This window comes from Fibrobacter succinogenes subsp. succinogenes S85 (assembly GCF_000146505.1).
Classification (GTDB): Bacteria; Fibrobacterota; Fibrobacteria; order Fibrobacterales; family Fibrobacteraceae; genus Fibrobacter; species Fibrobacter succinogenes.
Genome location: NC_017448.1, coordinates 3,590,075 through 3,611,118, shown reverse-complemented (window position 1 = coordinate 3,611,118; position 21,044 = coordinate 3,590,075). Strand labels below are relative to the sequence as shown.

Below are 21,044 nucleotides of genomic sequence, written 5' to 3'. Positions count from 1 at the left end.
AAACTTAGTCTTTATTTTATTCCTATATTCTCTCTTGGGAGGATATATGTATCTGAATAAATATTTTATAACCCTATCGGCTTTATCATTGTTTTATTTCGTTTCTTGTAGCGATAACGAATCTAGTACATTTCCTACAGGCATTACAAGCACAGAATCAGATTCAGTAAACACTCAAAAAGACATTTCGAGTTCATCATATAACGAAACAAGCTCTATTACATCGTCTAAGGATAGTACGCAAACAAAAGATACTACCATAGCAAAGGATAGTACTATTGCGAAAGATTCAACCTTTGCTAAAGACACATCCACCACAAATATTACTCCCGTAACAAAAGATTCCACCATCGCAAAAGATTCAACGACAAGCAAGGACACTTCCATAACAAACATTCCCAAAAACAGCGACATTTCCTCATCCTGCACTGTAAAACTAGACACTCTAGAAACGTTCTACAACGTATCCTGCAATGACGTAATCTTGGGGCATCTATTCAACAAAGACGGTACAAAACTCACCGAACTCCCAAACAAAGGCAACAACTGTTCCTTGAACGACCATCTTGACGGGATTGTCGATGTCACTTGTGACAATACAACAACCACGCTTTATAAAAGCCTTTGCAATTCTATCCCCTACGATCCCGCAGCAAACTACTGCTCAATATATATATTGAAACCCGTATATAACACTTCATTACCAGCATCATCGTCACCCTCATTTGTCTCTTGCAATAGTACCAACCTATGGTGTCACAACCCCAATATAGATACCGAAAGTTCAAGCAACTACGACAAAATAATTTACAAGGACAATGACGAATCGGGTTTTTACTTCAAAGAATCCGAGCAAGCCACTCATGACTTAAAGGATTGGCGAGGAATTTGCATTACTTACACATCTGAAATTGGAATCAAAATAACACTAGACCTAGGCAATACAAAAAATACCGAATTAAAAAACAACCTGCCACAGGCTTTACTCGGACCAACACCATCTACAATTCCAGAAGAACGCTGCTTCAATTGGTCTTCATTCAAACAGCGCCGTTGGGATAACACCGCCATATCGGGAGACGAAGCCTCCCAAAGTGTAGTCAAATTCATAATCGAGCAGCAAGATTCAACTAAAGGAAAATTCAATTTAATTCGTCTAAGAACAGTTGCAGATGAACTCAAGGACCCATTCATACCGTATCACTGTAGTGAAATGTGGTGCGCCCCAGACGGAAGTGATGAACTTTACATAGAATACGGAACAGAAAATGTCGGATATTGGCATTTTCAAACGGACGAAAAAGAAGGAGGATCCTCAACCTTAAATTGGCCGGTCCCAATAGGCAACATTTACAATGCAACATCACTGGAACCCGTCATCGTAAATTACGGAGAACTTGTTGGAAGTTACACGTTGAATAGCGGAATCGAGAAGCCCTATGTAAAAGTAGGTTTTGACTTAGACAAACAATCAACCCAAAATATCAACATTTCAGATTGGAATGGACTTTGTCTGGTATACGAATCTGACCATGATTTTTCTGTTGAATTAGCGCCTTATGGAAGCTTAATTTCAACAAACAATCCTACGGCAACAATTCCAAAGTCGTTTTCAAGAGCAACAATTGACTTGTCTTGGGACTCATTCAGTCATCCATTAAGCTCAAGCACTGTCCATGACATCAATTTTGTCTTCAGCGGCGCTCCCAATACCAATGGGTTATTCGCGTTCTATTCAGTCGGGAAACTAGGAACGTGCAAATAATTAAGCAGATCGCGGTTTACCCGTCCAACCAAGTTTTTCACGAAGAGCGCCCACAAAGCCCGTGTGACGCATACGAATAAACGTCGTCACAAGCTTACTTTCAGACAACATCACATATTCATCCGGTTTCATCTCAAGCGTGATGCGCCCGTCAAAAACAAGATCGAGCGAGCAATTCACCGCCGAAGCCATTCGCAACTTTTTATCCGTAAGCGAAAGCACAAGCGGACGCACCGAGAGGCTGCTCGGCGCCACAGGCGTGAGCACCACCGCAGGCGTCGAAGGATGGATAATCGGGCCACCAGCAGCAAGGTTGTATGCAGTCGAGCCCGTCGGCGTCGAAACGAGAATTGAATCCGCCCAGTATTCCGTCAGGCAAGTATCGTTATAAGCCACGTTCACGTTCACCATGCGTTCCGGAGCGTGTGCGCGCACATGGACTTCATTCAGAACAGTCTGCTTTGCAATGCACTTTCTGCCATGGTAAACAGCAGCCTCGATCATCATGCGTTCGCGAGTCGAGAAGTCGCCCGCAAGCAAGCTATCGAGCGTCTTGGTCAAGCCTTCCACACGCGATTCCGCCAAGAATCCCACGCGTCCGGCATTCACGCCGAGAATCGGGATGTTATGACCAAGCGCCATATGCGCAGCCGTCAGCACAGTGCCATCACCGCCAATCGCAAGCAGCAAATCCGTCTTCTGCAACGCGGATTCTTTCACCACGCGAATCGGCTTTTTCACGAGTTCCTTGAGGGAATCGAGCGCGTAAAATTTCACCTGCGGGTGTTCAAGCGCCCAAGAAGTAATCTGCTTCAAGGCACATGCCAAATCGGCACTCTTATCCTTGAACCCGACAATTCCAATGCTGCTGAAAGACTTTTCCATAACCATCCTCAAGTTTCGCGATTTCACCGTTGCGTTTGTTCCCGGCGTCAGCCTAACCACCTATTCCTTCTTCTCAGCGTTTTCTGCCACAAGCACATTCTTGAGCTTGTCGACAACACCCGGGAACATCGCTTCAACCTTGTCCATATTTTCAACAGGTTCATCGTTCTGGAGCGCAAGCGACAACACGCTCAAGGCAAGCCCCATCTGCGCCGAATCGCCACCGTCAAAATCGCTACCGTTCACAATCGTTTCAAGGCCGCGAATCACAAGGCCATCGTCGTACACGCCAACTTCGGCCCCCGTCTTGCGCAAGTTCACCGCCAGAAATTCATTCTTGGGGCGCATTTCCTTGCGGACTTCCTTGGGCACGCGCAAAATCGTTTCGCCTTCGCCGTAGCAAGCCGCCACAGCCAACAGCGGGTATTCTTCAAGCGCCGTCGCAATCACGTCTTCGCTAAAGCGGCGACCCTGCAAACGCTTTCCAGAAGCGAGCGGTTTGATTTCAACATCGCCAAAAACGTCACCATACTTTTCACGACGGCTCACCGTTTCAACGTTTGCACCCATGCGCTTGAGGCATGTGAGCGCACCCGCACGACTGCTGTTCAAGTCCACGTTCAAAAGCTTGATGACGTTGTCCTTCGGCATGTTCCCGACAGTCGCGAGTACCGCAAATGCAGTCGCTTCCGTCGTATCACCCGGCACATAGTATTCACGCGCAGTAATCACCTTCGTTTCCGAAAGTTCCGTGAACTGCGTACGTTCAATCTTCTTGCCCTGAGCAATCATCAAGCGGCGTTCAAATTCGCTCAACTGTTCCATGCCACGGCCTTCATATTTCACAGCCGCACCAAAGTAAATGAGCATTTTCGTCCACTGGTCATGCACCGTAGACTTTTCTTCAAAATTCAAATAGTCATTGCGGATAAGCGCACGGAGCAAAAGCCTGTTGCGCATCACAGACGAGACGTTTCCGAGAGAATCCTTCTTGACGTTTAGTTCGTCGCGCAAAAAGTTAAAGACAAATTTTGCCGGTTCATCTTTTTGCACCTTGATCTTGAAATACTTCTGGAGCGTTTCTTTCGCCGTATTCACGCGGGCAATTCCCGCATCATCGACTTCAGCGGCAAACGTGTAAAGCTGTTCATCGTCCTTGCTTGCGAGCGTCCAAAGCATCACGTTATCAGCTTCGTTGAACTTGAACGGAAGCATGGTCGGAATAGAGTACTGGAACCCCTTGCCATTCAAGACAAGCTGATGCCCTTGCAATTCATAAGTGAGACCAAAATCTTTCAGCGCCTCGGCATACTTTTCACTACCACTTGCCCACGCAAAATTTTCCAACACGGTGCGGCCATTCACCAAAAGCGCCATCACCAACGTCAAATTCATCCGTTCACGGTCGGGATTCATCAAGAATTCCATCGTCTATTCCTTAAGCAAATTAACGTCTTTCTTTAACTTCGTATTCCAAATATTGAAGCGTCTTCACGGCACGCGCCGCTTCTTCTTGAGTCTTGAACGCAAGCAAAAGCGTACCCGCCACATTTTCGCGGACCTTCATGAGTTCTATGTCGCGAATGTTGATGCCTTCTTCAGCAAGCGGCTGCATCACGCTCAACAGAGCGCCCGGCTTATCCTTGAGCTGGACCGTAATTTCGTAGAACGAGTTGGTATTATTGCGACCCGGAGCAAACAAGCTCGCACGGCCATCGTTACCCGCCTTGAAAATATCGGCAAGCGCCTGCGAATTATCGGCAATCACGCTATGCTCGTCATTTTCAAAATCACCCGAAGCAGGCTTACCGTCCTTCACGACGTTGAGTCCGTTCATCGCCGCAATCGTCTTGTCGAGGCCATCGCGGACTTCGCAAAGCGCACGAGTTGTCTCGTCGCGATTCGTCACGGCGATATCGTGCCACATTCCCCAGCCCGAGGCGGCAATACGCGTCATGTCGCGGAAAGCGCGGCCTGCAAAATGCTGGTAGTTGTGCTTGAGCAAGCGTTCCGGCAAGTTCCCGGCAAGCGTCGAGCTCAGCATCTGCGGCATGTGACTCACCCATGCCATCGTGCGGTCGTGATGTTCCGGCGGGAACACGACAGGATTTGCACCCACAAAGCGGATAATTTCCAGAAGCGGGGCATAAACAGATTCAGGCGTTCCATCCGGCGGACAGACAAACCAGTACGCATTTTCAAAAATCGCAGGATCGTTGTACTCGCAAGTACGCTTTTCGGAACCCGCCATCGGATGGCTACCGACAAAGCGGAACGGCGAGGGCAAGCGAACGCCCGCCTTGCAAATTTCAACCTTTGTCGAACCGATATCGCTCACCAAAATTTCTCGGTCAGCAGCGGCATTTGCACCTGCCCACGAAACTTTACCGAGCGCATCAATCATCTTTAAAATGTGGAGGATCGGCGCACAGAGCAAAATCAGGTCGCTATCCTTCGCCCACTTTTCAGTCTCGTCGTATTCAAAAAATTCATCGGCAAGTTCAAGTTCACGAGCACGTTTGAGCGTTGCAGGTGAACTCACGGCACGAATCTTCGTCGGGAGCTTAGCCTGTTTGATGGCAGCAGCAATCGAGCTTGCCAAGAGGCCAAACCCCACCATAGTAATGCGGGCAACCATTATTCTTCCACCTTGCGAGTTTCTTCCATGATGACACGGAAAATATTCTGGAACGATTCCGGAGAAAGCGGGCCACCGGCCTTTGCGGCCTTTTCAGCAACCAAATTCAAGACAGACTGTTCGCGACCTTCATCAAAAACGGGCAAACCTTTCTGTTTCTTGATTTTCCCAATTTCAGCAGCGTATGTAGCCCTCTTGTTGAGAAGCGACATCAGTTCATCATTAAGTTCGTCAATGCGAATGCGCCATTCATTAATATCCATATTGACGAATGTAGAAAAAAATTACGGCACGCGGTTTGCGTACTGGTACAGCGAAAGCCCAAATTCCGGGAGCGATGCAATCAGAAAATCAAAAATATCAGACTGGATATTTTCGTATTCAATCCATTCCACCGTATTGGCAAACGCATAGATTTCAAGCGGGAGCCCGGTCGGCGTTGGCGCAAGCTGGCGCGTCATGAGCGTCATATCTTGAGCAATCGTCTTACGGCTGCGGAGATACGCCGTGCAATAAGCCCTGAACGTTCCGATGTTTGTCAAATGGCGGCCATTCAGCTTTGTCACAGTGACATTTTCCGACACACCCGAACCTTCACCGATTTCACTTAACTTTTGTTCCAAGTACGGGCGCAGCACATCAATCTTCATGAACTTTTCAATTTCCTCAGGCGTCAAAAAGCGGATGCTCTGCTGGTCAATGAAAAGCGAACGCTTGATGCGGCGACCGCCCGATTCCTGCATACCACGCCAGTTGCGGAACGAATTCGTAATCAGGTCATACGCCGGAATTACCGAAACCGTATTGTCCCAGTTACGCACTTTCACAGACGTAAGCGTAATGTCAATGACCGAGCCATCAGCATGGTGGCGTTCAATTTCAATCCAGTCGCCCTTACGCAAGAGGTCCGACAAGTTTATCTGGATTCCAGAGACCAAGCCAAGAATCGAGTCCCTGAAAACCAACAACAGGACAGTTGCCATGGCGCCAAGTGTCGACAAAATAATCACCGGGCTTTTATTCACAATCTGCGACGCCACAAGGATGGTCGCCACGCAGAACATCGCAAGTTTAATCGCCTGGAAAATGCCACGCATCGGGCGCAACTTCATTTTCACATTGCGTTCATTCAAGCTTTCAATGACATCGAGCACCGCACTCGCGAGCAAGAACGCCGCTACCGTGAACAAAATATTTCCGATATGTTCACAAAATTCATAAAGCCAATGGCCCTTCGCGAGCACATACGGGAACGACTGCACCAGAATTATTACCGGCACAAAAAAGAGCGCACGCGAAATCACTTTCTTTTTCACAAGCAAGTCATCAAACTTGTTCGGAGTCTTTATGGCAATCCATTTCGCAAGCGGATGCACTACGAAATACAAAAAGGCATAAACAGCCACAACGACAGCAGAAAGTATTGCAAATTGATAGTAATCGTTCATGCCTACAATCTAAAAATTTCGTATATTATGCACCGAACTTTTATCATTGGAGCAATCATGAAAATAGCTGTTATGGGTGGCGCAGGTTATATCGGAAGCCACACCATCATCGAACTCTACAAAGCGGGTCATTCCGTTGTCGTCGTCGATAACCTCGTAAACTCAAGCGATGAATCGCTCCGCCGCGTAGCAGAGCTTGTCGGCTCCCCCATTCCGTTCGTCAAGGCAGACGTCCGTGACGCTGCCGCCATGGACAAGATTTTCAGCGAAAACAAGTTTGACGCCTGCATCCACTTTGCAGGGCTCAAGGCTGTCGGTGAATCCGTCGCGAAGCCACTTGAATACTACGAAAACAACATGAACGCCACTTTCGTGTTGCTCCACGCCATGCGTAATCACGGCTGCAAGAATCTCATTTTCAGTTCTTCGGCAACCGTTTACGGCAACCCGGCACAAATTCCTATTACAGAAGCTTGCCCCAAGGGCCAATGCACCAACCCCTACGGACAGACGAAGTCCATGCTCGAAGAAGTCCTCCGCGACGTGCAAAAGGCCGACCCAGAATGGAATATCGTTTTGCTCCGGTACTTCAACCCGATTGGCGCACATCCGAGCGGACGTATCGGCGAAGACCCGAACGGCATTCCAAACAACTTAATGTCTTACATCACGCAGACCGCAGTCGGACTCCGCAAGGAACTCGGCGTGTTCGGCAATGACTACGACACCCCGGATGGTACCGGCGTCCGTGACTACATCCACGTCTGCGACCTTGCCTCTGGCCACGTGAGCGCCCTTAAGGCTATCGAACGCAAGTGCGGCCTCGCCATTTATAACTTGGGTACAGGTCACGGCTACTCCGTGCTCGATGTCGTAAAAGCATTCGAAAAAGTCAACAACGTCAAGATTCCGTACAGCATCAAGCCGCGTCGCGCAGGCGACATCGCCACTTGCTACTGCAATCCGCAAAAGGCATTCGACGAACTCGGTTGGAAGGCCCAGTACGGCATCGAAGAAATGTGCCGCGACGCTTGGAACTGGCAAAAGAACAACCCCAAGGGTTACAAGGGCTAAACAACAAAAAAAAATTTAGCCTCCCGCTTTAAGCGAGAGGCTTTTTTTTATTCAGCAAGCGAGCAAAGGCTCACTAAATCTTTTACTTGCGTTTTTATTCGCGGTGGCCACGAAGACCATCACGTTCATAGTGCTTCTTGCGAGGCTGTTCATGGCGCTTGTAGTTACGATAAAGGTCTTCGCATTCGTTAATGCTACGAGCGGCGAAATACTTACCACGCTTCGGATCCATACAATTGATGCGGTCAGCACGGTCACGGCGGTAATCAATCTGCATCCAGACGTCACCATTGTCGCAGTAGAAGTCAAACTTGCGTTCCTTGTCACCACGATAGCATTCACCACGGCTATACATTTTCTGATCGTTGCTGTAGCGTTCTGCATGAATTCTGTCATGACGGTCGCACTTCGGTTCTGCAAACTTGCAAGTGATCGACGGAGCCGGAGGAGGTGGCGGAGGAGGAGCTACGCGAGAGTGTTCTTCCTTCTTTGGTTCAACGTTAATCGTCAATGCCATAGCAGACGTGCTGAGCAGCATGAGCGACATCGCGCAAGTAAGCATAAGCTTATTCATAAGACCTCTTTATACTTTAATTGTTACAACAAAAATAATATATTAAATATTTTGTAACAAAACAAACGTTTTGATAAAAAAATTAATGGTCCCGCCAAGCAGGCAGGACCATAGATAAATTTTATAACGAGCAAATTCCAAGACTTTAGATAAATAAAAAACAACTTCGTTGTTTTTCTAGATATTGCGCCTCGGTCATGTGAGCCCGCAAGCGGTCTCCCGCGACGCTCGGCTTATATCAACGTACCGCTTCGCGGTTCTTTAATCAGCGGCTCGGCAATGCCCGTGCAAGCACGGTCGCAGCACTCGCCTTTAGATTAATTCTTCGGCAGTTATCTTTTCGTCGTGTTCGGGTTCCTGATAGCAGGATTCCGGCACTTGGACTTGGTTCTGAAAGTAGGCTTTGTGAGCGGCAATCACCTTTTCACGGGCAAAAGCGGCATCCTTCCATTCACCAATTTGTACGTCCTTGCCTTCCAGTTCCTTGTAGTTCTGGAAGAAGTTCTTCGTAATGCGGAGGAACATCTGGTCCACGTCAGTAATGTCGCAGAACGGACGCGGGTTAAACACCGGCACGCCCAAAACCTTGTAGTCCTTCTTGCCACCATCGGTCATGTCAAGTGCGCCAATCACGCGGCACGTGCAAACCGTACCCGTAATCATAGATGCCGGGCTGTAAATGAGCATATCCAAAGCATCACCATCGTCTGCCTTGGTGCTCGGGATAAAACCATACGTGCAAGGGTAGCTCATAGAGCTCAAAAGACAACGGTCAAGACGGAACACATGCAAGCGTTCGTCATATTCATACTTCAAGTTCGTGTCTTTGCCGATTTCCACGACGCAGTCCACTTCGTAAGGATACTTGCGTCCAATTGGAAGATCCAAGTAGTTTATTGCCATTTATTCTCCGTCGGCCCACATTGAGCCTCATTATCTTTTTATTACAAATATAATCCCTAATTTAGTATTTATTCGGAAATTGTAAAGTCTTTTTTTACCAAAGTATATTCAAAACCGAATTACCTACTCCGCCAGCGCTGCGTTGTCGTCTTGCCCAAGATACCCCAACTAAACTTCGGTTTTCCCGTATCGGGGCTGTAGCCAACTTCAAAACGGATTCGGTCAAGCGCAGGGATCACGATATGCAAACCACCATAGACAGCCCCTTCGTAATTTTTCCAACCAGGAGCCCCCTTGTCCCAAAGCACGCTTGCATCAAAACCTGCCACCAGCTGGATTCCGTAAAAGAAGTTAATTCCCCACAGCGATGCCGAACGGCGTTCCAATAGCACAAAACGCTCTTCCAGATTCAAGAGCATTTCATGAACGCCCAAATGCTCCGCATCCGGACTGTTAAGACCACGGAAAGAGTTCGTACCGCCATGATAGAAATAATCATAGCGTTTTACATCGCCCGGGCGCAAACGAACAAGCGCTGTTGCCCCCGTAACAAAACGACCGATCGAATAGTAAGCGCGAGCATCTTCCAAGAATTCAACAAAATTTTCGCCACGCTTTCCGCCAACGCCCACATGCGTCACATCACTTTCAAAATAAATTCCCTTACGCGTATCAAGTTCGCTATCGCGGTAGTCCACAGCAAAGCCAAGCCCAAATTCCGGTAGCACGCCAGGTCCTTTTTCAAGATAGCGATAAGTCAACTTTCCTAAAAGCGAATAATGCGGAACAAATTTCCAATTCAAGTCCAAACTCAACAACCAACTTGCGTCCTTGAATTCACGAAGGTCGTCCCAGCTATCGGTTCGCGTAAAATCAATATTCCAGCCAAGCGGGATGCCAAACAAATATGGCGAACTCGCGTAAAAGGCATACTCGTTATTTTCAAAAAACGGATCAATAGCCGTGCGGTAGTGCACTTCGGCACGAATGTCTTCGCCAAGCACGTTCAGGTTCGCAAGCGCAAGCCCAAGCATAAGACCATCGCGGTCAGTTGTCTTGCTATCCGGCGATGGAATCCAACGGAAGATTTCTTTGAAATTATAAACGACGTTTCCATTTTTACAAGAAACGTAAATATCCGTAAAGAGGTCCAAGTCTTGGAGGCGAAGCTTCTCCGATTCAAAAGTCTTCTGCGAAAAAGAGCCCCCAACCTTGTGCGTAAGTTCGCGCCACACCACACGAGGCTTAGTATGTTCCAGGCCTTCAAACTCAATCGATTCGATTTTTGCACCATCGCTGCACAGGTCGGAATCGACACGCAGCGAATCCGACTCTGCAGCGTTTGCAGATACAAAAGCGGAAACGACTCCCGCCAACAAAAAAGTCTTCACAAAAAATTTCACGAATCAAAGATACAAAAGGCATCCGCAGGCGGTTTTGGCGAATCTCACAAAAATTGCTATATTTGAGGCACCAAATTGAGGTGATTATGTTAGACTTTTTAGCAAACAACTGGCCCTACCTGATTATTCTAGTTGTGGTCGTCGCTTTATTTTTTGTTATCCGTGGTGCGCTCAAAGGCCTGAAGGCCAGAAGCCCGTTCAACATGGAAAACATCCGCAAAAGCACCGAACCGAACTTCCTCGCTCTCCAGCAGAAGTCCAAGGCTTTGCTTGCCGATGCCGACATGATTTGCGAAATCAAGCCGGGTAGCGATCAGGTCATCCCGAAGAAAGAAGATATCAAGTTTTTCCGTCGCGCTGTTTCACAGAAGTTCAAACTCGCTGTGTTCCAGGTTCCGGGTACAAACAAGGTCGTGTTCTTCTTCTGCAAGACTGAAGCAGGCATCCGCAGAAGACTCCAGAACTTGGTCATCAACCAGAAGTTCCGCGAAGGCAAACCGCCTTACGTTGATGCAACAACTGGCGAAAAGCTGAGATACCCGAAGGCTTAACGAGACGAAAGACCGCTTCGCTCACAGACTAGAGACGAGAGAAGCGAAAGATCTAATTTATACACCCCGGTCAATGCGCCGGGGTCTGTTGTTTAAAGAAACCTAAAGAGAACATCTACAATGCGCACGTACAAAGATTTAGCCATTGCCGAAGAAGAACAAAAGCTCGTAGACGCCGTCAACAAGACGAACAACCTACTCGTCGAAGCGCCCACCGGTAGCGGTAAGTCTTTGTACATCCCGTGGTTCTTGAGCAACCACTTTAGCGGTCGCATTGTCGTGTTACAGCCGAGACGCATTGCAGCACTCGCCCTCGCGCAGTACTCAGCAAAGCTCCACAACGAGCCATGCGGCAAGACCATCGGTTACCAGTTCCGTCAAGACAGTTGCAAATCTAGCGCTACGAGAATCTTGTTCCAAACGTACGGTAACTTTTTGCAGGAGCTTCTGCACGGCAAGATGAACGCGGAATGGGTCATCTTCGATGAATACCACGAACGCAAAGCCGACATGGACTTGCTCTTTGCGTACTTGCTCAAATTGCAAGCCGCAAACCGCGCATCAGGTAATGAATGTATCAAAGCGCCGAGAATCGCCGTCATGAGCGCGAAGCTCAACCGCGAAGAAATGGGACAAGCGCTCGGCGTCAAATGTCTAGAACTCGGACATCCGCTTTATCCCGTACAAATTCTTCACCAAAAACCTGCCGCAGGCACAAACATCAGCGCAGGTCAGGGAATCGAAAGCGAAGTTGTCCGTGCATTGCGCACTTTGTACCGCAACAACGTTTGGCAAACAACGCTCGTATTCTTGCCGGGTAAAGCAGAAATTGCCAAATGCCACACCGCCGCGAGCGAAGCTCTGGGCGACAACGTCGCCGAGTTCCTTGAACTCTACGGCGGCCAAGACCGAGAAACGCAAGACCGCATTTTCGAAGAAACAGAACGCCCGCGCGTCATCTTTACGACCAACATTGCAGAAACGTCTATCACAGTCCCCAACGTCACAGGCGTTGTCGATAGCGGCATCGAGCGCGTCAGTGAATATGATGATAGTGAAAAAGTGAACGTTCTCCGCACGCTCCCGATTTCGTTGCAAAACGCCATCCAGCGCAGTGGCCGTAGCGGTCGTACACAGAACGGTTGTGCCATCCGCCTCTGGACAGAAGATGCCGAGAAGCACATGCCACAAGGTATCGTGCCAGAAGTTCTGCAAATTGAGCCCTCGGAATTTCTATTGCAAAAAGCAGCGCTCGAAGATTCATGGGCCCTATCGCCTAACGGCTCCAGGGTGACAATTGATGATGACGTCATTGCGAAGCAATCCCAAATAAAACTGCCGACGGCGATTCCAGAAGCGCGCGAAAGAGTCGCCAATGCGATGCTCAATAACTTCGGCATGTTGCAAGATGGCCACATCACGGAACTTGGCAAGCGCGCCATTCAAACGCCAATTTCAAACATTCCACTCGCATTGATTTTAGCAAAAGCAACGAGCGCCGCAGCCCTCCCCGACTTGCTCCTCGCCGCCATGGCTTGGATCCATTCCGGCACAGAGTTTGTACAGAAATCTAAAAACACGCTCAATTTGCTCACGCTTGCAAGTGATACACTTTCTAAAGCCATCAATATTCCGCGAGAAGTCTCGTTCACGCTAAAGCAGCTCCGCGATTACAGAGACAATTTAGACGAGAGACGAGTGACGAGAGAAGAGGTATGCCTATCGCAAAAGGCGAGCCCGACACACGCGCCATAGCCCAAAGCCTTCTCGCTGCATTCCCAGATGCACTCGCCACCCCAAGCGGTAACGTTTACAAGTTGAGCAACGGCAACACGATCCGTTTGCAAGTATCAGAGCCGCCTTACGCATTGCTCGCACTCTCCATGCTCCGCACGGGTGGAGGCAGCAAATCCGAACTGCGCGTAAGCCTTTACGCTCCAGTGCCCAAAGAATTGCTTGGCGGCGAAAGCGAAAACATTCGCTATGAACTGTTATGGCGTAGCGGTCAAGAACGCTTTATCGGCATCGAGATTCACGAAAGCGAAAGCCCCAACGGCGACATCCGCGAAACAAGCCGCAAAGAAATTCTCCCGCAAGAAGCATCGCCCAAAGTCCTCGAAAAACTCAAAGAGCTTACCGCCGAAGCTTGGCGCGACAAGCTCGAAAAAGAAAACTGGACCGGTCGTTACCTCACCGAGAACATCCAGACGCTCCTCATCAAGATGCGCCTTGCCGCAAGGCTTTACCCGGAATATGGGCTCCCCGAATTCAATGACGAAGACATGGAGCTTATTCTAAATGAACTTACGGACGGCATATTCCTATTGCGCGACATCAACGAAGACCGCTACCGCAACATTGTCGAAGATTACTTCGGCAAGTCCATGTTAGCCTGGCTGCAAAAGACGTTCCCCGATCATTACGTACTCCCCAATGGCAAGCGCGCCCGCTACAGCTATCAAGAAGTCGCCACCGCCGATGAACAGAGCAGCGGCAAAATCGTACAAAGTGCAGACGGCGTTCTCGTCGAGATTTCCGCACGCATCGAAGACTTTATGCAGCTCCGCGGCGAACACAAAATCGCAGACGGCAAGCTCAAAGTGCGTTACGACATTCTAGCACCGAACTTCCGCACGATTCAAAAAACATGGGATCTCACAAGCTTCTGGCAAAACACCTACGCCGAAGTCCGCAAAGAATTACGAGGAAGATACCCCAAGCACCCGTGGCCTGAGAAAGTAATGTAAAACAAGATGCGAGTTGGCAGAACTTAGTTGGCAGAACTTAGTGAGATAGCAATATTCTAAGTTCTAAGAGCGAAGCGGGCTAAGTTCTATTTTACGGCGTAAACCGCGAGCGTTTTGCTGTACTCGTAGCCAACAACTAAAAGCGGTTCGCCATTCGGGCTATTTTCAGCAGAGATAAACAAAATGCCTTCGGGACCGCGATCTTTCGGGTCTAAATAGAAATCTTCCAATTTCGGGGTGTTCCCGTTTTCAACATCAGTAATATCAAACACGGCAACGCCACTCGTGCGTTCCAACCCAACAAAAGCATAGCGCTTATCGCCCACAATACCAGTCGTTACGTTTTCCGGTTCGCAACCCTTGTCTTCACTGCGGGCATCCATCTTGGCTTTACCCTTCTTGGAATTCCAGTTAAAGTAATCAGGCGCCATCAGGGCCATCGCTTGTTCAAAAGCATCACCGGAATCCCACATCAAGTGTCCTGTTTCGCCATCGAAAATGCTAATGGAGCGCGTTCCAAAGCTATACATGTAAGGACACTTGCCATTTTCAGTCTTGTCAGGCGCCACATTGCAGCGTTCCAAGTTGCTCACAGAAATATTCTTTACATCTTCAAGCACTTCAGCCGTAAACACGCTCGTATCCAAGACGCCATTCTGCGAAAGCATCATCGGAGTCGTCACATCCGTCCAAGCCTTGTAATCGTTAACCGGAGAACCTTCGTTCGCCGTAAGCACAAAAGTCTTCCCACCTGCGCTGAAAGCCGAAATTCCATCCGGTTGGCGCAAACCACGCAGCGGATAATTCTTGATTTCAATTTTCTTGTTTTTCTTGATGTCCAGACCAAAACCCGGCTTGGAATGGTCTACATACCCAAGCGGATACACGTCCAAAATTTTCTTCGCCTCGACATCAAACTTGACTAACGCATTGTTTTCTTGCAAGCTCACCCAAGCCGTCTTGGAATCCTTAGATACAGTAATATATTCCGGTTCAAGGGACTGCACAAAACTCTTCACGCCAGTCTTACGGACACCCTTCGCCATCAACGCTAGCGAATCCAGTTCGCCAAATCCGACAAGCGTCTTCTGCGGCTTTCTCCAAGCCCTTACAAAGTCAGCCGCACTCGCCAACGTATTTGCGCCCGCAACCGACAAAACACCAATGCCGCCTTCCGGGTCTTCCGTGAAAGTTTCATCCGGAGAGCCTTCGCAGGCCACGAGCAAATTCTTTCCATCCGGAGTAAACGTAATCATGTCGGGCATGTAGCAAAGTTCATGCTTTCCAAGAACTTCAAGTTTCTTGTTGTAGCGCATCACCTGCACATGTCCCATTTTCCATTCGGGATTGTTCAAGAGGCTCACCGCCACAAGGTCACCAAAGACCGTCACGCTAGAGGCGCCGCCCGGCAACTTGACTTCGCTCACCTTTTTCGGTTTTGCGGGGTCAGCCATGTCAACAACTTCAAGGACATTCTCGCCGCCCACGACGAACAGCACCTTCTTTTCGGGCATGTACGCCGAAATTTCAGCCGTAGTCATTGGAATTGATGCGATTTGCTTGAGCGTTGACCGCAAATGGAACGGTCCCGTCGGCACATCCGATTTTTTAGCAAACGAAAAGCCCGCACACATAAGCAGGCTCATGATAAAAGCGGTTCTTTTCATTTCAACTCCCATGCGGCACGGCCGCGACTTAAAATTTAATCAAGAATCAGCCACATGATAAGCATGCCAAGCCCAAAGCTAGCCGCCATAGAGGCCGACTGCATCACGACATCACTCTTATCATCCTTTTCGGCTTTTTCCTTAGCGGCCTCAGCCTGTTCCTGATTGGCCTGGACAGCAACACTCAAAGCCTTGGCGCAAGTTTCGTTGTTCTTCTTGAGTGTGTTGTAGCTCTGTTCCCAGTTTTCGCACTTGGCCCGTTCGAGTTCAAGGTCCGAACGGAGCGACTGTTTTTCAACTGTGCAGACGCTGTCATGAATCGCCATCACGCTATCGCGCACGGCAATTTCTGCAACAAGTTCCGCCTTTTCAGCATCATTTTCAGCCGCACTTCCTGCCGTTTTCGGTCCAGCCGCATTTACAGCTCCGGCCAAAGCAAGCACGAGCATCGCGCCCAAAGCCCAACTTTTCACAAAAGAACGAACAACAGAAACCATATTTCCTCAATTACATCTGAGCGTAAATACGCTGCCAGCCTTCTTCCGGAATCTGGGCGCCCATCACCTGGACCACTTCGTTCGAGACGATGCTACCGAGCTTGCCCGAGCGTTCCATATCCCAGCCGTTCATGTAACCGTAGAGGAATCCCGATGCCCAGAGGTCACCTGCACCCGTCGTATCGATAGCCTTTGCAGCACCAGCAGACACGCGAGTCACCAAACCGTCCTTAGCAATCAAGGCACCGCGCTTGCCAATCTTCACGACCGCAACCTTGGCCTTCTTGGCCAAGACTTCAAGAGCGGCTTCTTCCTTGACACCAGCGTATGCAAAAGCTTCATCTTCGTTAGCGATGATAATATCAATCATCTTTTCTTCAAAGAGTTCATCGAACAGCTTGCGGCAAGCTTCGACCACACCGAACGAGCTAAAGTCGAGAGCGGTTTCGACACCGAGGCTGCGAGCGAGCGTAAAAGCCTTCTTGAAGCATTCGCCATTGAAAGCACGATAGCCTTCGGCATAGAGGAGGCCCACATCGTCATAGAGAGCCTGCGTAAAATCGTCCGAACCGAGGAAGTCAGATGCACCCAAATAAGTCCACATGGAACGCTGGGCGTCCGGAGTCACAGCAGAGAACACGCAACCCGTAGCGACATCACTCATTCCGAGCTTCGATTCCACGCCGTTATTCTTCAAGTGTTCCTGGAAAAGCTTGCCGAGTTCGTCATCGCCAATCTTGCTGATGAAGGCAGCCTTGCCATGCAAGCGAGAAAGACCCACCATGGTATTGCAAGTTGAGCCGCCCGGCACGCGAATCGGATTATCGAGAGCCTTCAGGAACTTTTCCATCTGCGGCCAGTCGACCATGTTCATGCCACCCTTCTGTACACCTTGAGCAGCAATCCATTCATCACTCACGTTAGCCAAAATATCGACAAGGGCAGCGCCCATACCAAGAACTTTCTTCATTAGAATCCTCCGCGACGGCGACGCAACTTGTCACCCGCTTTCAATAAAAAATCACGTTCCGATTCACTCAAGGACTGGAGGCCTTCGCGTTCCACCTTCTTGAGGATTTCGTCCATGCGTTTCTGTTCATCTACGTAGAACACTTCACCTTCGAGAATTTCCGGTTCATCAGAACGGCGCGAACTTGAGCGCGAACCCGAACTACGGTCTCGATTATACTTTTCAGGATTGCCCGAAAACAGGCGGAAAATAGCCGAAAGCGGAGAGTGGTAAAGCACCTTCGGTCCGTTCTGGTAAATCGCCATGTAAAGGAACCCAGCGACCACACCGCCCAAGTGGGCAAAGTGCGCAATCATGTCACCCGAATTTGCAAAGAGGATATCAAGCGCAATCATCACCCACATGGCATTCTTGATTCGCATCGGAATCACAAAGAACATGAGGATGACACGATCCGGGAAGAACTTGTAGTAGGCGACAAAGACACCCATCAAGGCGCCCGACGCACCGATAATCGGATTGTTCGTGAGCCCGAGGATGCACATGAAAAAGCTGAACAGCGCGGCAAAGATTCCGCAGAAAAAGTACATCGAGACAAAATGACGCGATCCCATCCATTCCGCTACTTCGGAACCGAACATCCAGAGCATCAGCATGTTGAAGAAGAAATGCATAAAGTCAAAATGGATGAACATGTACGTCACATAGCGCCAAAGTTCCAGCGGAACTCTCGGCATAAAGGCGCCGTAGTAGTTGATGTAATCCGTGAGGCTCCCATAACCGGCCCCCAGGTCCACTTCAAGTCCACGCCCAAGAAAAGCGATAATAAAAACGACTGCATTCGCAAGCAAGAGCGTCTGCAAGGCCTTGGGCAAATATTTAAATGGCTTCATAATTTTTCCTAAACTCTTTTAAAAGCATGGAGACCATGTTCTTCGGCACATATTTAGAAATTAGCGACTTCTGTTCGGACGCACTCTTTGCGGCGCCACACTTGAGGAGTTCACGAACGAGCGTACTGCTCACCACGAGATGCTCCTGCGCACTGAGCAAAAGCACAGTCTCGACATCGCCATTCCCGTAAATGACCTTGTTGTTCCAGGCAACCGCCTGTTCTGCATCCAAGTCAGAAGAATTGCGGATTCCGCGCACCAGATAATGCGCCCCGACCGTCTTCATGAAATCAACAGTCAAGCCACCGTGTACAGCAACCGATACATTCGGGATTTCAGAGACAGCCTCCTCCACCATTGCGGCACGAGTTTCGGCATCAAACAAGTTTTTCTTGCTTGCGTTCTGGGCGACAACGACAAACAGGGAATCGAACATCATTGCGGCACGTTTTACAAGGTCAAGGTGACCAACTGTAAACGGATCGAAGGAACCCGCAAAAACCGCCACACGGCGTCTGCAGCCATCCTCCACTATCGATTTCTTCTGTGCTTTAGAATTCCACACCATGTGGTATAATTTACAAAAATCACGCCCTGAAAATAATCAGCGACGACTCGCCATAGCGGCGAACTTGCCCCTGAAAATCATCACCCTTGGCCCATTCGGGCAATTTGCGGCTCGGAGCCTCAAAAACAGCCACGCCACCAGGGTTCAGCCACTCCACAAACGGTCGCAAATCCGGGTAATCCATGTCCTTGAACGGCGGATCCGCATAAATCAGGTCAAAACCGCCATCGGCACAGACAATTTCCTTTTTCAAGGTCAAAACGTTCGTTTCCAAGAGTTTGAGTTTGGAATCCATGTTGACCGACTTGTACGAGCGTTCAATCATCCTCGCCTGCGGACGCGCAAGCTCTACGGCAGTCACACTTGCTGCCCCACGGCTCAACGCCTCAAGCCCCATAATGCCGCTTCCGGCAAAAAGGTCCAGCACGCGGAATCCATCGACGCCCTGCAAAATGTTAAAGAGAGCTTCCCTCGTGCGGGAAGCTGTCGGACGTGTTTTCATGGTATCCGGGGACTCGATGTTGCGCCCCCGCAACAAACCGCCTGTAATACGAATCGGCATACTAGCGGAGAACAAACATTTCGATACGCATGTTCGTAATCAAGAACTTCTTGGCGTACTTGAGTTCAGCTTTCGGTACACCCATGCGGATCGGGGAATTGGCAAATGCGTTCAAGAAATTCAGCAAATCGGCAAAGTCAGCCGTCGAAGATACGTTGTATGCATAGCGCTTGAATACGCCAAAGTCTTCAACAACAGGCTTTTCCAAGCCCTTCAACTGAACCTTGTTCGTAGAAGAAAGATTCTTGAGCGCCTTGATTTCAGCAGGAATTTCGCTAGCAGGGACAAAGCCGCGCACAGCATCCAGGCGAACCTGCGGAACATTGAACTGGCCAAATGCAGCCACTTCAGTTGCCGCTTCAGATGCAATCGGAGACTGGAACTGTCTGCTCACCGCCTTGAGTCTATCTATAAGCGTATGCTGCGACGAAGCCTTCATCGCGACACCGCGCAAATAATAGTAGTTCGGAGCCTGGTACACGCATTCCGAGAAACCGATATCGTCCGGAACTGCGGTATTGAGGAATGAAAGGAACTGCGGGAGCGAAGTCTTCTGGTACGAAAGCTTTTCGAGCGGCAAATAGCTGCCATAGCCCGTTCGTTTGTTATTAAACAGGACCTGCGGATTGATTTCGGCCACAATATCCCTTACAGGCATGGCGGCACGAGCCTTCGCCACAGCTTCCTGCTGTCTGGCAATCTCTTCGGCGGTCGGACCGGCAGGGGTCGTCTTGTTCATATTAGGGTTCTTCGCCCCAATCAAGTTGAGGTAAGATTCCGGGAAGACGCCATCCAACGCAGCCGGAACACCCTTGATGCTCATGTAGCAGCTAAAGGCCACAAACACAAACAAGGCAGCCACAGCAACCGTCAAATACTTTCTCTTGTAGCGGCGTTCCACATCCGCAACATTCGTCACATGCAAATGCTGAGATGCATTACCGATGGTAGCATTCTTTTCAGCTACCGCAATAAGGTTCATGCGAATCATACACCCTCCATCGGGTTCAAGGCGGCACCAACGGCACCGACGCAGTAAACCATGTTAATAGGGTCAACACTTTCGTCAGACGGAAGCTGAGACAGCGACTTGATCAGCGATACGTTATATCCTTCCAGCTTGCCCATGAGGAGATCGACAAAGGAATCTTCCGATGCCATTTCACCGCAAAGGCGAACGTCGGTCACGCCGTTCACGCCATTTTCCGTTTCAACCAGCTTCATCTGTTCAACAATTTCATCGGCAAGGATCGGGTAAGCGGCATCGGCAGTCTTACCGACCATCGAAAGAGTCGAGACGCCACGCAAAGCCAAAAGCTCGTCGCGACGCATCCAGACAATCGACACACCGTCAAAGTCAGCCTTCACGATGCAAACGGCATCCTTGACCTTCTCGCCAACATCCATCACGTTCATGAGCGAAAGAACATCGACTTCCATCGATTTCGGAGCAAGCATACGGGAACGGAAACCCTTGCGCAAGGCATCAACCCATTCCTTTCGAACGGCCATTACAAGTTCGTTATAGCCAAAGGAATCGTCACCGCTCAACGTCTTGGAGTCCACGATATAGGCGCTCACATCGGCGTTGGTGAAAAGTTCCATGTACCATTTCAAATACTGATCCTTGTTGGCTACTGCCTCAGGCGGTACGTAAACTTTGCGGATAATCGACATCTTTGCAGGCACGGTGACAGAAGTCGCTTCGATTTCCTTGATCTGGTTCTCGTCCACCCACTGCTGGAGAGTACTTTCAAAAAGGAAAATATCGTAAATGGGGTTACACTCCACCGGGAGCACAGCCGTCTTGACCACCTTCTTTTCAGAAGAGTCCACAAGGGCAACCTTCATATAGTGGTCGCCAACTTCTACACCTAGATATAACTTCGATTCGCTCAT

General features: G+C 49.3%; 21 protein-coding genes. 5 read left to right on the top strand and 16 right to left on the bottom strand.

Annotation, left to right across the window (positions count from 1 at the left end; all coding sequences use genetic code 11):
• Positions 1 to 46: 46 nt before the first annotated feature.
• Positions 47 to 1,765, top strand: a complete 1,719-nt coding sequence (locus tag FSU_RS14865; RefSeq protein ID WP_014547168.1) for a hypothetical protein — start codon at positions 47 to 49, stop codon at positions 1,763 to 1,765.
• On the opposite strand, the gene FSU_RS14860 is transcribed toward FSU_RS14865, so the two are convergent.
• Genes FSU_RS14860 through FSU_RS14840 form a run of 5 tightly spaced genes read right to left on the bottom strand, consistent with a single transcriptional unit; the run spans position 1,766 to position 6,736 of the window.
• Positions 1,766 to 2,656, bottom strand: a complete 891-nt coding sequence (locus FSU_RS14860; RefSeq protein WP_144065928.1) for an NAD(+)/NADH kinase — start codon at positions 2,654 to 2,656, stop codon at positions 1,766 to 1,768.
• 54 nt (positions 2,657 to 2,710) lie between these two features.
• Entirely contained in the window at positions 2,711 to 4,078 is a 1,368-nt protein-coding gene (locus FSU_RS14855; protein WP_014547166.1) for a 3-phosphoshikimate 1-carboxyvinyltransferase, read from the bottom strand.
• A gap of 19 nt (positions 4,079 to 4,097) precedes the next feature.
• Positions 4,098 to 5,288 (bottom strand): prephenate dehydrogenase/arogenate dehydrogenase family protein, encoded by a 1,191-nt coding sequence (locus tag FSU_RS14850; RefSeq protein WP_014547165.1) that lies wholly within the window; start codon positions 5,286 to 5,288, stop codon positions 4,098 to 4,100.
• Positions 5,288 to 5,551 carry a chorismate mutase gene (locus FSU_RS14845; RefSeq protein WP_014547164.1) on the bottom strand — a complete coding sequence of 88 codons (264 nt, stop codon included), beginning with the start codon at positions 5,549 to 5,551 and terminating at the stop codon, positions 5,288 to 5,290. The genes FSU_RS14850 and FSU_RS14845 overlap by 1 nt, the downstream gene beginning before the upstream one ends.
• A 21-nt stretch (positions 5,552 to 5,572) precedes the next feature.
• Positions 5,573 to 6,736: a mechanosensitive ion channel family protein gene (locus FSU_RS14840; protein WP_014547163.1), complete on the bottom strand. Its 1,164-nt coding sequence runs from the start codon at positions 6,734 to 6,736 to the stop codon at positions 5,573 to 5,575.
• Positions 6,737 to 6,793: 57 nt separating this feature from the next.
• Here FSU_RS14840 and galE point away from each other — a divergent pair, with 57 nt between their 5' ends.
• Positions 6,794 to 7,810, top strand: a complete 1,017-nt coding sequence (galE, locus tag FSU_RS14835) for a UDP-glucose 4-epimerase GalE (RefSeq protein ID WP_014547162.1) — start codon at positions 6,794 to 6,796, stop codon at positions 7,808 to 7,810.
• Positions 7,811 to 7,904: 94 nt separating this feature from the next.
• Here galE and FSU_RS14830 read toward each other — a convergent pair whose 3' ends face one another.
• The 3 genes from FSU_RS14830 to FSU_RS14820 all read right to left on the bottom strand — a co-directional run bounded on the left by FSU_RS14830 (position 7,905) and on the right by FSU_RS14820 (position 10,678).
• Positions 7,905 to 8,384 carry a hypothetical protein gene (locus FSU_RS14830; protein WP_014547161.1) on the bottom strand — a complete coding sequence of 160 codons (480 nt, stop codon included), beginning with the start codon at positions 8,382 to 8,384 and terminating at the stop codon, positions 7,905 to 7,907.
• A 312-nt stretch (positions 8,385 to 8,696) separates the two neighbouring features.
• Positions 8,697 to 9,287, bottom strand: coding sequence for an inorganic diphosphatase (locus FSU_RS14825; protein WP_014547160.1), 591 nt, complete (start codon positions 9,285 to 9,287; stop codon positions 8,697 to 8,699).
• A 119-nt stretch (positions 9,288 to 9,406) separates the two neighbouring features.
• Positions 9,407 to 10,678, bottom strand: a complete 1,272-nt coding sequence (locus tag FSU_RS14820) for a BamA/TamA family outer membrane protein (protein ID WP_244263664.1) — start codon at positions 10,676 to 10,678, stop codon at positions 9,407 to 9,409.
• A gap of 98 nt (positions 10,679 to 10,776) precedes the next feature.
• Here FSU_RS14820 and FSU_RS14815 point away from each other — a divergent pair, with 98 nt between their 5' ends.
• The 3 genes from FSU_RS14815 (at position 10,777) to FSU_RS14805 (ending at position 13,988) form a co-directional block, all read left to right on the top strand.
• The gene (locus FSU_RS14815) at positions 10,777 to 11,241 is read left to right on the top strand and encodes a hypothetical protein (protein WP_015732339.1); all 465 of its coding nucleotides are present in this window, start codon (positions 10,777 to 10,779) and stop codon (positions 11,239 to 11,241) included.
• 120 nt (positions 11,242 to 11,361) lie between these two features.
• The gene (locus FSU_RS14810; RefSeq protein WP_014547158.1) at positions 11,362 to 12,996 is read left to right on the top strand and encodes a helicase-related protein; all 1,635 of its coding nucleotides are present in this window, start codon (positions 11,362 to 11,364) and stop codon (positions 12,994 to 12,996) included.
• Entirely contained in the window at positions 12,957 to 13,988 is a 1,032-nt protein-coding gene (locus tag FSU_RS14805; RefSeq protein WP_014547157.1) for an ATP-dependent helicase C-terminal domain-containing protein, read from the top strand. Before FSU_RS14810 ends, FSU_RS14805 begins: the two co-directional genes overlap by 40 nt.
• An 86-nt stretch (positions 13,989 to 14,074) precedes the next feature.
• Here FSU_RS14805 and FSU_RS14800 read toward each other — a convergent pair whose 3' ends face one another.
• The 8 genes from FSU_RS14800 to FSU_RS14765 are packed head-to-tail and all read right to left on the bottom strand — an operon-like array spanning position 14,075 to position 21,044.
• The gene (locus tag FSU_RS14800) at positions 14,075 to 15,655 is read right to left on the bottom strand and encodes a choice-of-anchor I family protein (RefSeq protein WP_015732338.1); all 1,581 of its coding nucleotides are present in this window, start codon (positions 15,653 to 15,655) and stop codon (positions 14,075 to 14,077) included.
• A gap of 35 nt (positions 15,656 to 15,690) precedes the next feature.
• On the bottom strand, positions 15,691 to 16,152 hold the full coding sequence (locus tag FSU_RS14795; protein WP_014547155.1) for a hypothetical protein: 462 nt from the start codon (positions 16,150 to 16,152) through the stop codon (positions 15,691 to 15,693).
• A gap of 10 nt (positions 16,153 to 16,162) precedes the next feature.
• Positions 16,163 to 17,122 (bottom strand): adenosine kinase, encoded by a 960-nt coding sequence (locus tag FSU_RS14790; RefSeq protein WP_014547154.1) that lies wholly within the window; start codon positions 17,120 to 17,122, stop codon positions 16,163 to 16,165.
• Entirely contained in the window at positions 17,122 to 18,015 is an 894-nt protein-coding gene (locus tag FSU_RS14785) for a rhomboid family intramembrane serine protease (RefSeq protein WP_014547153.1), read from the bottom strand. The genes FSU_RS14790 and FSU_RS14785 overlap by 1 nt, the downstream gene beginning before the upstream one ends.
• A complete protein-coding gene (coaD, locus tag FSU_RS14780) occupies positions 18,002 to 18,583 on the bottom strand; it encodes a pantetheine-phosphate adenylyltransferase (RefSeq protein ID WP_015732337.1) in 582 nt (193 codons plus the stop codon). Before coaD ends, FSU_RS14785 begins: the two co-directional genes overlap by 14 nt.
• 19 nt (positions 18,584 to 18,602) lie before the next feature.
• Positions 18,603 to 19,145, bottom strand: a complete 543-nt coding sequence (gene rsmD, locus FSU_RS14775) for a 16S rRNA (guanine(966)-N(2))-methyltransferase RsmD (protein ID WP_014547151.1) — start codon at positions 19,143 to 19,145, stop codon at positions 18,603 to 18,605.
• Between the two features lies 1 nt (position 19,146).
• A complete protein-coding gene (locus FSU_RS14770; RefSeq protein ID WP_014547150.1) occupies positions 19,147 to 20,136 on the bottom strand; it encodes a hypothetical protein in 990 nt (329 codons plus the stop codon).
• Positions 20,133 to 21,044 (bottom strand): type IV pilus biogenesis protein PilM, encoded by a 912-nt coding sequence (locus FSU_RS14765; protein ID WP_014547149.1) that lies wholly within the window; start codon positions 21,042 to 21,044, stop codon positions 20,133 to 20,135. The genes FSU_RS14770 and FSU_RS14765 overlap by 4 nt, the downstream gene beginning before the upstream one ends.

Bases quoted from the DNA above. Each gene is read 5' to 3' on its own strand.
- FSU_RS14795 (WP_014547155.1), bottom strand. From the start codon at position 16,152: ATGGTTTCTGTTGTTCGTTCTTTTGTGAAAAGTTGGGCTTTGGGCGCG.
- FSU_RS14860 (WP_144065928.1), bottom strand. From the start codon at position 2,656: ATGGTTATGGAAAAGTCTTTCAGCAGCATTGGAATTGTCGGGTTCAAG.
- coaD (WP_015732337.1), bottom strand. From the start codon at position 18,583: ATGGTGTGGAATTCTAAAGCACAGAAGAAATCGATAGTGGAGGATGGC.
- FSU_RS14800 (WP_015732338.1), bottom strand. From the start codon at position 15,655: ATGAAAAGAACCGCTTTTATCATGAGCCTGCTTATGTGTGCGGGCTTT.
- FSU_RS14830 (WP_014547161.1), bottom strand. From the start codon at position 8,384: ATGAATAAGCTTATGCTTACTTGCGCGATGTCGCTCATGCTGCTCAGC.
- FSU_RS14770 (WP_014547150.1), bottom strand. From the start codon at position 20,136: ATGATTCGCATGAACCTTATTGCGGTAGCTGAAAAGAATGCTACCATC.
- FSU_RS14865 (WP_014547168.1), top strand. From the start codon at position 47: ATGTATCTGAATAAATATTTTATAACCCTATCGGCTTTATCATTGTTT.
- FSU_RS14765 (WP_014547149.1), bottom strand. From the start codon at position 21,044: ATGAGCGAATCGAAGTTATATCTAGGTGTAGAAGTTGGCGACCACTAT.
- rsmD (WP_014547151.1), bottom strand. From the start codon at position 19,145: ATGCCGATTCGTATTACAGGCGGTTTGTTGCGGGGGCGCAACATCGAG.
- FSU_RS14845 (WP_014547164.1), bottom strand. From the start codon at position 5,551: ATGGATATTAATGAATGGCGCATTCGCATTGACGAACTTAATGATGAA.
- FSU_RS14855 (WP_014547166.1), bottom strand. From the start codon at position 4,078: ATGGAATTCTTGATGAATCCCGACCGTGAACGGATGAATTTGACGTTG.
- FSU_RS14850 (WP_014547165.1), bottom strand. From the start codon at position 5,288: ATGGTTGCCCGCATTACTATGGTGGGGTTTGGCCTCTTGGCAAGCTCG.
- FSU_RS14790 (WP_014547154.1), bottom strand. From the start codon at position 17,122: ATGAAGAAAGTTCTTGGTATGGGCGCTGCCCTTGTCGATATTTTGGCT.
- FSU_RS14840 (WP_014547163.1), bottom strand. From the start codon at position 6,736: ATGAACGATTACTATCAATTTGCAATACTTTCTGCTGTCGTTGTGGCT.
- FSU_RS14815 (WP_015732339.1), top strand. From the start codon at position 10,777: ATGTTAGACTTTTTAGCAAACAACTGGCCCTACCTGATTATTCTAGTT.
- FSU_RS14825 (WP_014547160.1), bottom strand. From the start codon at position 9,287: ATGGCAATAAACTACTTGGATCTTCCAATTGGACGCAAGTATCCTTAC.
- galE (WP_014547162.1), top strand. From the start codon at position 6,794: ATGAAAATAGCTGTTATGGGTGGCGCAGGTTATATCGGAAGCCACACC.
- FSU_RS14785 (WP_014547153.1), bottom strand. From the start codon at position 18,015: ATGAAGCCATTTAAATATTTGCCCAAGGCCTTGCAGACGCTCTTGCTT.
- FSU_RS14810 (WP_014547158.1), top strand. From the start codon at position 11,362: ATGCGCACGTACAAAGATTTAGCCATTGCCGAAGAAGAACAAAAGCTC.
- FSU_RS14805 (WP_014547157.1), top strand. From the start codon at position 12,957: ATGCCTATCGCAAAAGGCGAGCCCGACACACGCGCCATAGCCCAAAGC.